This is a genomic window from Streptomyces sp. NPDC006134 (assembly GCF_040628835.1).
Classification (GTDB): Bacteria; Actinomycetota; Actinomycetes; order Streptomycetales; family Streptomycetaceae; genus Streptomyces.
The window spans coordinates 100,475-112,965 of sequence record NZ_JBEXTV010000011.1; the positions used below are offsets into that span (position 1 = coordinate 100,475).

At 69.4% G+C, this 12,491-nt stretch carries 15 protein-coding genes and 2 pseudogenes; 15 read left to right on the forward strand and 2 right to left on the reverse strand.

Going from position 1 to position 12,491, the window contains the following annotated elements; all coding sequences use genetic code 11:
* Window positions 1-11 precede the first annotated feature (11 nt).
* The 12 genes and pseudogenes from sufD (at window position 12) to ABZ340_RS09970 (ending at window position 8,651) form a co-directional block, all read left to right on the forward strand.
* A complete protein-coding gene (sufD, locus tag ABZ340_RS09915; RefSeq protein WP_358781246.1) occupies window positions 12-1,202 on the forward strand; it encodes a Fe-S cluster assembly protein SufD in 1,191 nt (396 codons plus the stop codon).
* Window positions 1,199-1,516 (forward strand): non-heme iron oxygenase ferredoxin subunit, encoded by a 318-nt coding sequence (locus ABZ340_RS09920; protein WP_358781247.1) that lies wholly within the window; start codon window positions 1,199-1,201, stop codon window positions 1,514-1,516. The genes sufD and ABZ340_RS09920 overlap by 4 nt, the downstream gene beginning before the upstream one ends.
* Before the next feature lie 7 nt (window positions 1,517-1,523).
* On the forward strand, window positions 1,524-2,288 hold the full coding sequence (gene sufC / locus ABZ340_RS09925; protein WP_358781248.1) for a Fe-S cluster assembly ATPase SufC: 765 nt from the start codon (window positions 1,524-1,526) through the stop codon (window positions 2,286-2,288).
* Complete coding sequence (locus ABZ340_RS09930) at window positions 2,285-3,541, forward strand: cysteine desulfurase (RefSeq protein WP_358781249.1); 1,257 nt, start codon at window positions 2,285-2,287, stop codon at window positions 3,539-3,541. Before sufC ends, ABZ340_RS09930 begins: the two co-directional genes overlap by 4 nt.
* A gap of 16 nt (window positions 3,542-3,557) precedes the next feature.
* On the forward strand, window positions 3,558-4,025 hold the full coding sequence (sufU, locus tag ABZ340_RS09935; RefSeq protein ID WP_358781250.1) for a Fe-S cluster assembly sulfur transfer protein SufU: 468 nt from the start codon (window positions 3,558-3,560) through the stop codon (window positions 4,023-4,025).
* Window positions 4,022-4,360, forward strand: coding sequence for a metal-sulfur cluster assembly factor (locus ABZ340_RS09940; RefSeq protein ID WP_358781251.1), 339 nt, complete (start codon window positions 4,022-4,024; stop codon window positions 4,358-4,360). The genes sufU and ABZ340_RS09940 overlap by 4 nt, the downstream gene beginning before the upstream one ends.
* A 102-nt stretch (window positions 4,361-4,462) precedes the next feature.
* Window positions 4,463-4,783, forward strand: a complete 321-nt coding sequence (locus tag ABZ340_RS09945) for a multidrug efflux SMR transporter (protein ID WP_358781252.1) — start codon at window positions 4,463-4,465, stop codon at window positions 4,781-4,783.
* A 10-nt stretch (window positions 4,784-4,793) separates the two neighbouring features.
* Window positions 4,794-4,913: pseudogene (locus ABZ340_RS09950) on the forward strand (TetR family transcriptional regulator); the annotation flags it as partial.
* A 119-nt stretch (window positions 4,914-5,032) separates the two neighbouring features.
* The gene (dapD, locus tag ABZ340_RS09955; protein ID WP_358781253.1) at window positions 5,033-6,022 is read left to right on the forward strand and encodes a 2,3,4,5-tetrahydropyridine-2,6-dicarboxylate N-succinyltransferase; all 990 of its coding nucleotides are present in this window, start codon (window positions 5,033-5,035) and stop codon (window positions 6,020-6,022) included.
* Window positions 6,023-6,453: 431 nt separating this feature from the next.
* The gene (locus ABZ340_RS09960) at window positions 6,454-7,659 is read left to right on the forward strand and encodes an IS256 family transposase (RefSeq protein ID WP_358781299.1); all 1,206 of its coding nucleotides are present in this window, start codon (window positions 6,454-6,456) and stop codon (window positions 7,657-7,659) included.
* A gap of 80 nt (window positions 7,660-7,739) precedes the next feature.
* Window positions 7,740-8,042 carry a hypothetical protein gene (locus ABZ340_RS09965; protein WP_358781254.1) on the forward strand — a complete coding sequence of 101 codons (303 nt, stop codon included), beginning with the start codon at window positions 7,740-7,742 and terminating at the stop codon, window positions 8,040-8,042.
* Between the two features lie 3 nt (window positions 8,043-8,045).
* Window positions 8,046-8,651, forward strand: coding sequence for an SMI1/KNR4 family protein (locus ABZ340_RS09970; protein WP_358781255.1), 606 nt, complete (start codon window positions 8,046-8,048; stop codon window positions 8,649-8,651).
* A 159-nt stretch (window positions 8,652-8,810) separates the two neighbouring features.
* Here ABZ340_RS09970 and ABZ340_RS09975 read toward each other — a convergent pair.
* A pseudogene (locus ABZ340_RS09975) lies at window positions 8,811-9,599 on the reverse strand (transposase); the annotation flags it as partial.
* A 74-nt stretch (window positions 9,600-9,673) separates the two neighbouring features.
* On the opposite strand from ABZ340_RS09975, the gene ABZ340_RS09980 reads away from it, so the two are divergent.
* From ABZ340_RS09980 to ABZ340_RS09990, 3 genes are all read left to right on the forward strand, one after another.
* The gene (locus tag ABZ340_RS09980; protein WP_358781256.1) at window positions 9,674-10,567 is read left to right on the forward strand and encodes an XRE family transcriptional regulator; all 894 of its coding nucleotides are present in this window, start codon (window positions 9,674-9,676) and stop codon (window positions 10,565-10,567) included.
* Window positions 10,568-10,670: 103 nt separating this feature from the next.
* Window positions 10,671-10,910 carry a hypothetical protein gene (locus ABZ340_RS09985; RefSeq protein WP_358781257.1) on the forward strand — a complete coding sequence of 80 codons (240 nt, stop codon included), beginning with the start codon at window positions 10,671-10,673 and terminating at the stop codon, window positions 10,908-10,910.
* Window positions 10,907-11,500, forward strand: coding sequence for a hypothetical protein (locus ABZ340_RS09990; protein WP_358781258.1), 594 nt, complete (start codon window positions 10,907-10,909; stop codon window positions 11,498-11,500). The genes ABZ340_RS09985 and ABZ340_RS09990 overlap by 4 nt, the downstream gene beginning before the upstream one ends.
* 64 nt (window positions 11,501-11,564) lie before the next feature.
* Here the strand turns inward: ABZ340_RS09990 and ABZ340_RS09995 are convergent, their stop codons facing one another.
* Entirely contained in the window at window positions 11,565-12,470 is a 906-nt protein-coding gene (locus tag ABZ340_RS09995; protein ID WP_358781259.1) for a nucleoside hydrolase, read from the reverse strand.
* Window positions 12,471-12,491: the final 21 nt, after the last annotated feature.

A 12,491-nucleotide genomic window follows, 5' to 3' on the forward strand; every position in this document is an offset into this window, starting at 1 on the left:
CTACGACAGCCATGGCTGAGGCTCAGAACATCCCGGTCGGTTCCACGACCGCCGGTGCGATCGCGGTGGCCGCCGAGGCGGACTCGACCGTCGCCACCCGCATGAGCGCGCCCCCGTCCTTCGACGTGGCCGACTTCCCCGTCCCGCACGGCCGCGAGGAGGAGTGGCGGTTCACGCCGCTGGAGCGGCTGCGCGGCCTGCACGACGGCACCGCCGTCGCCACCGGCGCGGGCGTCAAGATCGCCATCGAGGCCCCCGAGGGCGTCACCGTCGAGACCGTCGGCCGCGACGACGCCCGGCTCGGCAAGGCGGGCACCCCCGTGGACCGCGTCGCCGCCCAGGCGTACTCCGCCTTCGAGCAGGCCTCGGTCGTGACCGTGCCGAAGGAGACCGTCCTCACCGAGCCCATCCGCATCGCCGTGCACGGCGAGGGCGGGGTCGCCTACGGCCACCAGGTCATCGAGCTCGGCGCCTTCGCCGAGGCCGTCGTGGTCATCGACCACACCGGTGACGCGGTGCTCGCCGCCAACGTCGACTACGTCCTCGGCGACGGCGCCAAGCTGACCGTCGTCTCCGTCCAGGACTGGGACGACAAGGCCGTCCACGCCGCCCAGCACAACGCCCTCGTCGGCCGGGACGCCTCCTTCAAGTCGGTCGTCGTCACCTTCGGCGGCGACCTGGTCCGCCTCCACCCGCGCGTGAACTACGCCGGGCCCGGCGGCGAGGTCGAGATGTTCGGCCTGTACTTCACCGACAAGGGCCAGCACCAGGAGCACCGCCTCTTCGTCGACCACAACGTCCCGCACTGCAAGTCGAACGTCGTCTACAAGGGCGCTCTCCAGGGCGACGACGCGCACGCGGTGTGGATCGGCGACGTCCTCATCGAGGCCGCGGCCGAGGGCACGGACACCTACGAGATGAACCGCAACCTCGTCCTCACGGACGGCGCCCGCGTCGACTCGGTGCCCAACCTGGAGATCGAGACCGGCGAGATCGTCGGCGCCGGCCACGCCTCCGCCACCGGCCGCTTCGACGACGAGCAGCTCTTCTACCTGATGGCCCGCGGCATCCCGGAGCACGAGGCCCGCCGCCTGGTGGTCCGCGGCTTCTTCGCCGAGCTGGTCCAGCAGATCGGCGTCGCGGACATCGAGGAGCGCCTCCTCACCAAGATCGAGCAGGAGCTGGAGGCGTCGGTCGCATGACCTTCGTACGCGCCTGCGGACTGGGCGAGCTGGAGGAGGACACCCCGAAGCGGGTGGAACTCGACGGCACGCCCGTGTCCATCGTGCAGACCGAGGGGGAGGTGTTCGCGATCCACGACATCTGCTCGCACGCGAACGTCTCGCTCTCGGAGGGCGAGGTCGACGACTGCCACATCGAGTGCTGGCTGCACGGCTCGCGCTTCGACCTGCGCTCCGGCAAGCCCGACAGTCTTCCGGCGACGCGTCCGGTCCCCGTATACCCCGTAAAGATCGAAGGGGACGACGTGCTCGTCTCCCTCACCCAGGAGTCCTGAGGCACCCATGGCAACGCTTGAAATCCGAGACCTGCACGTCACCGTCGAGGTCGAGAACGGCACGAAGGAAATCCTCAAGGGTGTCGACCTCACCGTGAAGCAGGGCGAGACGCACGCCATCATGGGCCCCAACGGCTCGGGCAAGTCGACCCTCGCCTACTCCCTCGCGGGTCACCCCAAGTACACGATCACCGGCGGCACCGTCACCCTCGACGGCGAGGACGTCCTGGAGATGTCCGTCGACGAGCGCGCCCGCGCCGGCCTGTTCCTCGCCATGCAGTACCCGGTCGAGGTCCCCGGCGTCTCCGTCTCCAACTTCCTGCGCACCTCCGCCACCGCCATCCGCGGCGAGGCCCCCAAGCTGCGCACCTGGGTGAAGGAGGTCAAGGAGGCCATGGAGCGCCTCAACATGGACCCCGCCTTCGCCGAGCGCAACGTCAACGAGGGCTTCTCCGGCGGTGAGAAGAAGCGCCACGAGATCCTCCAGCTCGAACTGCTCAAGCCGAAGGTCGCGATCCTCGACGAGACCGACTCCGGCCTGGACGTCGACGCCCTGCGCGTCGTCTCCGAGGGCGTCAACCGCGTGCGCGAGACCGGCGAGGTCGGCACCCTGCTGATCACCCACTACACGCGCATCCTGCGGTACATCAAGCCCGACCACGTCCACGTCTTCGCGAACGGCCGCGTCGTCGAGTCGGGCGGCCCCGAGCTGGCCGACAAGCTGGAGGCCGAGGGCTACGAGGCGTACACGAAGGGTGGCGTATCCGCGTGACACAGCTGCCGGGCCTCCTCGACACCGAGGCGATCCGCAAGAACTTCCCCATCCTGGACCGAGTGCTCCACGACGGGAAGAAGCTCGTCTACCTCGACAACGCCGCGACCTCGCAGACCCCGCGCCAGGTCATCGACGTCCTCGACGAGTACTACGAGCAGCACAACGCCAACGTCCACCGTGGCGTGCACGTCCTCGCCGAGGAGGCCACGGCGCTGTACGAGGGTGCGCGGGACAAGGTCGCGGAGTTCATCAACGCGCCCTCGCGCGACGAGGTGATCTTCACCAAGAACGCCTCGGAGTCCCTCAACCTCGTGGCCAACATGCTCGGCTGGGCCGACGAGCCCTACCGGGTGGACCACGAGACCGAGATCGTCATCACGGAGATGGAGCACCACTCCAACATCGTGCCCTGGCAGCTGCTCGCGCAGCGCACGGGCGCGAAGCTGAAGTGGTTCGGCCTCACCGACGACGGCCGCCTGGACCTGTCGAACATCGACGAGATCATCACCGAGAAGACCAAGGTCGTCTCCTTCGTGCTGGTCTCCAACATCCTGGGCACGCTCAACCCGGTCGAGGCGATCATCCGCCGCGCCCAGGAGGTCGGCGCGCTGGTCTGCGTCGACGCCTCCCAGGCCGCGCCGCACATGCCGCTGGACGTGCAGGCCCTCCAGGCCGACTTCGTGGCCTTCACCGGCCACAAGATGTGCGGCCCGACCGGCATCGGCGTGCTCTGGGGCCGCCAGGAGCTCCTGGAGGACCTGCCCCCGTTCCTCGGCGGCGGCGAGATGATCGAGACCGTGTCGATGCACTCGTCGACGTACGCCCCCGCCCCGCACAAGTTCGAGGCGGGCACCCCGCCGATCGCGCAGGCGGTCGGTCTCGGCGCGGCGATCGACTACCTCAACTCGATCGGCATGGACAAGATCCTCGCCCACGAGCACGCGCTCACCGAGTACGCGGTCAAGCGGCTGGCGGACGTTCCCGACCTGCGGATCATCGGCCCGGCCACGGCCGAGGACCGGGGCGCCGCGATCTCCTTCACCCTCGGTGACATCCACCCGCACGACGTGGGCCAGGTCCTCGACGAGCAGGGCATCGCCGTCCGCGTAGGACACCACTGCGCGCGCCCGGTCTGCCTGCGCTACGGAATTCCTGCGACCACGCGAGCGTCGTTCTATCTGTACTCCACGCCGGCCGAGATCGACGCGCTCGTCGACGGCCTGGAGCACGTACGGAACTTCTTCGGCTGAAGGGCGTGCTGACAAGGTGAAGCTGGACTCCATGTACCAGGACGTCATCCTGGACCACTACAAGAACCCCCACGGGCGTGGTCTGCGGGACGGCGACGCCGAGGTGCACCACGTGAACCCCACGTGCGGCGACGAGATCACGCTGCGCGTGAAGTACGACGGCACGACCATCGCCGACGTGTCGTACGAGGGCCAGGGCTGCTCCATCAGCCAGGCCTCGGCCTCCGTACTGAACGAACTCCTCGTCGGCAAGGACCTCGCCGACGCGCAGAAGATCCAGGAGACCTTCCTGGAGCTGATGCAGTCCAAGGGCCGGATCGAGCCCGACGACGCCATGGAGGACGTCCTGGAGGACGCGGTCGCGTTCGCCGGGGTGTCCAAGTACCCGGCCCGGGTCAAGTGCGCCCTGTTGAGCTGGATGGCCTGGAAGGACGCGACGGCCCAGGCGCTGGACGGCGCCGACGCCGAAAGGAAGACGGCATGAGCAGCGACACCGTGGAGATGAAGCCGGCCTCCGAGGAGGAACTCCGCGAGGCCCTGATGGACGTCGTCGACCCCGAGCTGGGCATCGACGTCGTCAACCTGGGTCTGATCTACGGCATCCACATCGACCAGGAATCGAACATCGCCACGGTCGACATGACCCTGACCTCGGCGGCCTGCCCGCTGACCGACGTCATCGAGGACCAGGCCAGGTCCGCCACGGACGGCCTCGTCAACGAGCTGCGCATCAACTGGGTCTGGATGCCGCCGTGGGGCCCCGACAAGATCACGGACGACGGGCGCGAGCAGCTGCGGGCGCTCGGGTTCAACGTCTGAGACCCACCGGGACCGACCCGTCCCCTGGAACGGCGGCACCTTCGGGTGCCGCCGTTCTCCGTTCCCCCGTGGTCCGCCCCCCTGTTGCGTACGCTCGTCCACATGGGATACCTGCTGCTGGCCGGAGCCATCGCCGCCGAGGTCGCCGGGACCACCGCCATGAAGTACAGCGAGGGCTTCAGCAGGCTGTGGCCGTCGCTGCTGACCCTCCTCGGGTACCTGATCTCCTTCGGGCTCCTCGCGCAGACGCTGAAGACCCTCTCCATCGGCACCGCCTACGCCATCTGGTCCGGCGTCGGCACCGCCGCCATCGCCACCATCGGCATCGTGTTCCTGGGGGAGGGGATGACCCTCGCCAAGGCCGCCGGCATCGCGCTGATCATCGTCGGCGTGGTGGTGCTGAACCTGGGCGGAGCGCACTGACGCCCCGCCGCCCGCCCTGCGCCCCGTCGCCGCGGCATGGGCCGAGAGTATCGCCGAACCGCTCGCCCGCCGCACGGACCCGGTCACGGCACGGGCCCTGGCCGCCCTGGTGGACGGCATCTGCCTCCAAGTGCCGGCGCGGGTCGTTTCCCCAGGTCGGTGACGCCGGCGGGGGGTGCGCCGCCCGGTACGCGAGACGGCCGCGGGCCGGGTTGGCCTCCTCGGCCCCCGGCCGGTTAGGTTGCCCTCATGACCGACACGACTGCTCCCCGCACCACCGGCGCCGTGGCCGCCGGCCTCGCCACGATCGCCTCCGACGGCACCGTCCTCGACACCTGGTTCCCCGCCCCCGAGCTGGTCGCCGAGCCCGGCCCGTCCGGCACCGAGCGGCTCACCGCCGAGCAGGCCGCCCAGCTGCTCGGCGGCGGCGCGACCGCGGCGATCGGCCCGGACGCCCGCCGCGGCGTCGAGGTCGTCGCGGTCCGCACGGTCATCGCCTCGCTCGACGAGAAGCCGGTCGACGCCCACGACGTCTACCTGCGCCTGCACCTGCTCTCCCACCGCCTGGTCAAGCCGCACGGCCAGAACCTGGACGGCATCTTCGCCCACCTCGCCAACGTCGCCTGGACCTCGCTGGGCCCGGTCGCCGTCGACGACCTGGAGAAGGTCCGCCTCAACGCCCGCGCCGAGGGCCTGCACCTCCAGGTGACCTCCGTCGACAAGTTCCCCCGCATGACCGACTACGTCGCCCCCAAGGGCGTGCGCATCGCCGACGCCGACCGGGTCCGCCTCGGCGCGTACCTCGGCGAGGGCACCACCGTCATGCACGAGGGCTTCGTCAACTTCAACGCCGGCACGCTCGGCACGTCGATGGTCGAGGGCCGCATCTCCGCGGGCGTCGTCGTCGGCGACGGCTCCGACATCGGCGGCGGCGCCTCCACGATGGGCACCCTCTCCGGCGGCGGCAACGTCATCATCTCCATCGGCGAGCGCTGCCTGGTCGGCGCCGAGGCGGGCGTCGGCATCGCGCTGGGCGACGAGTGCGTGGTCGAGGCGGGCCTGTACGTCACCGCCGGCACCCGCGTGACGATGCCCGACGGCCAGATCGTCAAGGCCCGCGAACTGTCCGGCGCCTCCCACATCCTCTTCCGCCGCAACTCGGTCACCGGCGCCGTGGAGGCCCGGCCGAACAACGCGGTGTGGGGCGGGCTGAACGAGGTCCTGCACAGTCACAACTGAGCGGGGGCGGCCGTGAGCTGCGGCCGCCTAATCGATCAACGCCCTGAGCTGCTGCTGAGCTGTCGGCAGTTGTCGACGTTGGTCATTGCTGAGCGCCCTTCCACCGCCTGAGGACGGCCCGGGAGGGCGCTCGTGCGATGAGCACCGCATGACAAGTTCGTTCTCGGCCCGGCCCGATAGCGGTTCGCCTCGTGCACCGGTGCCCTACAAGGCTGCTACTCGTCGTCGCCGCCTGCTGCCGTTGATGTTACCCAGCGTGTCGAACCAAGATCACTGAGTTGCTGTCGGCCTCGGGTCGGGGGGGAGTGTTCAATGAACGGCGGATCCGATGATCAAGGAGACGCCAGATGAGCGACACCACCATCGAGCAGATACCGGGCAGCGAGCCGGCGGCGGTGGCCGTGCCGGCGAGTGACGAGCAGCTGGTCGCGATGCTCGTGGACCGGGCCCGCAGCGAGGGTCTGCAGCTGACCGGGGAGGGCGGGCTGCTCCAGCAGCTGACCAAGCGGGTCCTGGAGTCCGCCCTGGAGGGCGAGATCACCGATCACCTCGGCTACGAGAAGCACGACGCCGAGGGCCGGAACAGCGGCAACTCCCGCAACGGCACCCGGGCGAAGACGGTACTGACCGATGTCGGCCCGGTCGAGGTCAAGATCCCCCGGGACGTGGCCGGCACGTTCGAGCCGGCCATCGTCAAGAAGCGGCAGCGGCGCCTGACCGGGGTGGACGAGATGGTGCTGTCCCTGTCGGCGAAGGGCCTGACGCACGGTGAGATCTCCGCGCACCTGGCCGAGGTCTACGGCGCGAGCGTGTCCAAGGCCACGATCTCCACGATCACGGACAAGGTCATGGACGGCATGGCCGAATGGTCCAACCGCCCGCTGGACCGCGTCTATCCGGTCCTGTTCGTGGACGCCATCAACGTCAAGATCAGAGACGGGCAGGTGGCCAACCGGCCGATCTACGTCGTCATGGCGGTGACCGCCGAGGGCCACCGCGACATCCTCGGAATCTGGGCCGGCGACGGCGGCGAGGGCGCGGAGTACTGGCTGAGCGTGTTCACGGACCTGAAGAACAGGGGCGTCGACGATGTCCTCATGCTGGTCTGCGACGGGTTGAAGGGCCTGCCCGAGGCGGTGGAGACGGTCTGGCCCCGCACCGTGGTCCAGACGTGCGTCGTTCACCTCCTGAGGAACAGCTTCCGGCACGCGGCCCGCCAGGACTGGGACAAGATCGCCAAGGCGCTCAAACCCGTCTACACGGCGTCGAACGAGGCCGCCGCGACCGAGCGGTTCAGCGAGTTCCAGGAAGCCTGGGGCAAGAAGTACCCGGCGGTCATCCGGCTCTGGGAGAACGCCTGGGCCGAGTTCGTGCCCTTCCTCTCCTTCGACGTCGAGATCCGCAAGGTGATCTGCTCCACGAACGCGATCGAGAGCGTCAACGCCCGCATCCGCAAGGCCGTCCGGGCCCGCGGACACTTCCCCAACGAGGCTGCGGCCCTCAAGTGCGTCTACATGGCGCTGATGAGCCTGGACCCGACCGGCAAGGGCCGCAAGCGGTGGACCATGCGCTGGAAGGCACCCCTGAACGCCTTCCAGATCGCCTTCGAGGGCCGGCTCACCCCGGCCGCCAACTGAACCCCACAGAAACTGGATCAGCCGTCTACTGGACACATCCCGAGATCGAGTCCAAGGGGCACGTCGCGGCTAACGGACATATGATCCCCGCAGCAGCCAGCGGCTCTGGGATTGACCTCCGAAACCTTGTAGCCGAGTACGAAAAAACCAACACTCCGTACCTGAATTATGGTGTGGAGAAAGAGATTAGGGATGCAATCAAGGGGGGTAAGCAGCTGGTGATCTCGGTTATCCCCCACTACGGGAACCCTGGCAGTGGCATCCCCACCGAGATCGAGTTCAACTACGGGAGTGTGGAAGATGGCAAGATGAAGCACTGTGTGATCACGCAGTCGCCGACGGGTGGCACTACCCGAGGTAGCAAGAACTGCCCGAGGAGATGACAAGTGAAAACGACCTATGTGATGCGAGTGCTGGCTGTGCTGGGCGAGCCGCCCCGGCGGTACCAGGCTGGTTCGGCGTGGCACGAGCTGGAGCATGAGCTCGGGGTGAGCCTTCCCGCCGATTACAAAGAGATAGTCGACGGCTACGCCCCTGTTCAGATCAACGGCCACCTGAATCTGCTGCATCCGGCGACCGACCGCTGGAACCTGATCGAGGACATCAGGCGCACGTCTGAAGCTTGGTCACAGATCGACTGGGACGATGTCGAGCCCGAGGGAGACCCCCGCGTCGCCCTTGAGGTCCCCGAGTTGCTCTTCGGTGTTGCGGACGGTCTCATCCCGATCGCCTCCACCGACCGGGGAGAGAGCATCTTCTACGCCCCCAGGGGAAGAAGCGGCCTGGGCGTGCTCTTCGTCGAGAATGGCGAGGGCGAGTTCTTCGAGTACCCCATGGGCTTCGCCGAATGGCTGTGGCGCTGGCTGGCTGGTGAGGAGGTAACGGGGCCGGGTGGTTCCGCTTTCTACCCCGGGCCCGTGGCGCTCCGGGAACTGCCGATGGCCCCCGGTGAGCGGCCGGAGACACGGTACGGTCCAGCTCGCGATGTATGAAAGGTGTGTCAATTTAACGGCTGAGCTTGGTAGTTGAGTGGTCAGTGAACGCTTCTCATCCTGAGCGCCAGGCGATCTCGATGGCGTGAATGGCAGCGACGGTGGGTCACGTCCGCTGGAGTGGTGTATCGACGGCCACTCGGCGATCTCGTTTTGAGGCTATGCGGTGAGTTCGGTGGGCAGGAAGGTCTCGTCGGTTTCTGACTCGATCGGGTGGGGCCGGGCCTTGGCCAGCAGGTCGAGTCCCATGGAGCGGCGGGCCTCGGTCCACTCGTCGTTCTGTTCGGCCAGGACCGCGCCGACCAGGCGGATCACGGCGGAGCGGTCGGGGAAGATGCCGACCACGTCGGTGCGGCTGGGGGCACCTCCCGCGGCGAAGCCGTGGGGGAGGATCTCCTTGTTCAGCCGCTCTTGCGGGTTGTTCGACCAGATCTGCCGCCAGATCTCGCGGGGGAAGGCGGTGAATGCCAGCAGCTCGTGTTGGGCGGCGTCGAGGTGTTCGGCGGCCTTGGGGAACTTGGCTTCCAGGGCGTCGAGCACGTGCCGCATCTGGGCCTGGACCGCCTCGGAGTCGGGTTGTTCGAAGACGGTCCGCAGCAGCGTGGCGACCCAGGGCTGAGCGGACTTGGGAACCTGACGGAGCAGGTGGCGGGCGATGGGGGTGCCCCCGTGCCCGTTCAGGGCGTGGGGGAGGGTGCGGTATCTCTGTCACGAGGCGCCGGGCAGCACGGCGCCGATGGCGTCCACCAGGCCGGCGTGAGCATCGGAGATGACGAGCTGGACGCCGGACAGGCCGCGGGCGATCAGCGAGCGCAGGAAGGCGAGCCGGCCGGCGCCGTCCTCGGCGGTGGCGACGTCCAGGCCGAGGATCTCGCGGTGCCGGTCGGCGTTGACGCCGACCGCGATCAGGGCGTGCACGTTGATGATGCGGCTGCCCTCGCGGGCCTTCTATGCCTGCCATTTGGGCCGCCGTCATGGAGCGGTCGTTGGTCACCCGCAGTACAGACACCCCGGCTGACCTGATGAACCTCCAAGGTCGGGTGGACCAGATGTGGCGACAGTGGCACAGCTCGCCGCACAACCGGACCGAGGTCGGGGCCCAACTGCCCGAGTTGATCCGGGACGCCGAGGCGGCCGTGCGCGCCCTGGACGGCGATCAGCGGCGGGCTGCCCTCGTGGCCCTGTCCGACGTCTACCGGCTCACTGGCCAGGCCACCGCCTACGTTGCGCCTGCCGAGATGGCATGGGTGGTCGCCGACCGGGCCCTGTCTGCCGCCCAGGACGCCGACGACCCGCCGGCCATTGCCTCGGCGGCCTGGAACATGGGCAACATCCTCCGTGAGACCAGCTACCCCGAAGAGGCGCTGAGGGTGGTGCTGGAGGCGGCCGACCTGATGCGCCCTCACCTCGACGGTGCGCCCGAGGACTGGCACGGCATCTACGGCGCGTTGCAGTTGCACGCCGCCGTCACCGCCGCCCGCGAGGGCCGCGAGGGAGACGCCTGGCGGTACTGGGACGTGGGCGATCAGGTCGCCAAGTCGCTGCCCGCGGGCTACGTGCATCCGAGCACCGTTTTCGGGCGGGCGAACGTGGACTTCCACGCCATCTCCGTGGCGACCGACCTGCGCAAGTCGGCAAAGGCACTCGGTCTGGCCGACGACATCGACCCCGACACCATGCCGTCCGTCGAACGCCGGGCCCGCCTCTGGATCGAGGTCGCCCGTGGACACCTTCAGCGCGGCGACCGTACGGCTGCCCTGCATGTCATGCAGATGGCTCATCGGATCAGCTCCGAGACGGTCTCCTTCACCCCGTCCGCCCGCCATGTCGCCGCCGACCTGTGGCGCAACGCCCCACGCGCCATGCGGACGGAGGCCAGCCAACTCGCCGAGAAAGCAGGCGTGGTGACGGTCTGAAAGAGGGGACGGGGCGGGACAGGGGGACAATCCGTCCCCCTTCTCTCTTGTCCGGGCTCCTACGGTGACGTTCCGCACTCGGTCACTCACCGAAAGGTCCGGCATGTCACCTCTTCCCGCGCGATTGCATGCCTCCCCGTGCCGCAGCGCACCGCTCACCACCGTCCGTGCGACCGGCGAGGTGCGGGTGCCGCTCGCTCTGCATGTCGTTGACGACTTGCGGGGCACCACCGGCCTGGTCATGTCCCGCGCCGAGGCACAGTGGCTCTTCACGCAGTTGGCGGAGAGCCTCGGTCACGTCCACCGGATGCCGACGCCGTGTGGTCTGGAGGCGGTGCGGTGAACCGGCGCAGTCCCGCCCTCCAGCCGGTTCACGGGGAGACCGGCGTCCTCGTACATCCTGGTGGCGACCGGCGACCGGCCGCCGAGCACTGGCTGTCGTCCGCCCACCCGGCCCCCCGCCGGGCTCGGGCGGAATGGGCGGACCACGGTGTGGCCTTGCTGCCGCTGGGGACGCTGTTCTCCGCCGTACGGATTCCGGGGCGCCTGGTCCAGGCCGTGGCGGCCACCACCGAAGCCGAGGAGATCGACGATTTTCTCGACGAGTTCCTCGGCGGCGGCCCGGTCATCTGTGATCCGCGCGGCCCCCGGTACTACGCGCTCGTACCCGCGAGTGTGCCGACGACCTGGCGCCAGGCCGTGGACGACTGGCGCCGGGCGGCGGACGCCGACTGCCTCGGGCGGGGCACCTGGCTGGGGGTCCCCCGGGTCGGTGCGACGGAGTTCGACTCGCGCGCGCTCGCCGGTTACTGGGCGGTGGCCGTGTCGTCCCCGGGGCTGCTCTGCCCGCCGCTCACCGTGGCCCGGCTGATCGCCGCCGGGGTGCACCGGCTGTCCGAGGGGGAGGGGCCGTGGCCGGGGAGGTGGTCCTGAGACCCCGTGCCCGGCGGTGCCGTACGTGGGCGTCCTCCGGCCTCGGCCGTCGGTGATCCGGAGGTCAGGCCCCGGTTCCGGCGCGGACGATGCGGGTGACGATCTCCTTCGCCACGGCCGGGAGGTCGGCGTCGGTGACGAGGCGGACCGGGCCGGACGGGTCGGGGTGGAAGACGGTCAGGCCGTCGTCCTCGACCGTGACGTGGCCGTGCTCGAAGGAGTAGAGGTCGGGGCGGAGCATCGACAGGGCGGTGACCGGGTCGTGCGGGGTGGTCCAGGTGCGGCCCTTGAACGCGATCCAGGTGTCGATCTCCCGGGCGAGGGCGGCGCCGTAGCGGCCGGCGGCGCGGATCGCCTCGATGCCGTCGCTCTCCACCCGGAAGCGGGTGGTGGTCTCCAGGCCGCTGACGACCATGGGCATCCCGGCCTCGAAGACGACGCGGGCGGCGGTGACGTCGCTGAGGATGTTGTGCTCCGGCTTGGCGCCGGGGCCGAAGAAGCCGCCCATCAGGTAGACGGTGCCGACGGCACCGGCGAAGGCCGGGTGCCGCTGGAGGGTCCGCGCCAGGTTGGCGAGCGGCCCGATCGCCATCACGTCGACCTCGCCGGGCCGGGCCTGGACGGTTTCGGCGAGGAAGTCGGCGGCGTCCAGGTCGTCGCGGACCGGTTCGGTGTGCAGGTCGTCGAAGCAGGTGCCTTCGTGGCCCGGCCACCACACCTCCTTGCCGGACAGGGTCTCGGCGGCGCCGGGGACGACGGCCAGTTCCTCGCCGGCGAGGGCGGCGAGGCGGTGGGCGAGCCGGGCGCGCAGCAGGGTGTCGCCGTAGACGGTGGTGACGCCGGCCAGGCGGACCTCGGGCGAACCGAGGAGGACGCCGAGCGCCAGGGCGTCGTCGACGTCACTGCCGATGTCGGTGTCGAGGATGAGGGCGCGGGGGTGGGAGGTGGGGTGGAGGTGGTTGTCGGTCATGGGGGGGCTCCGGGGGAGGGA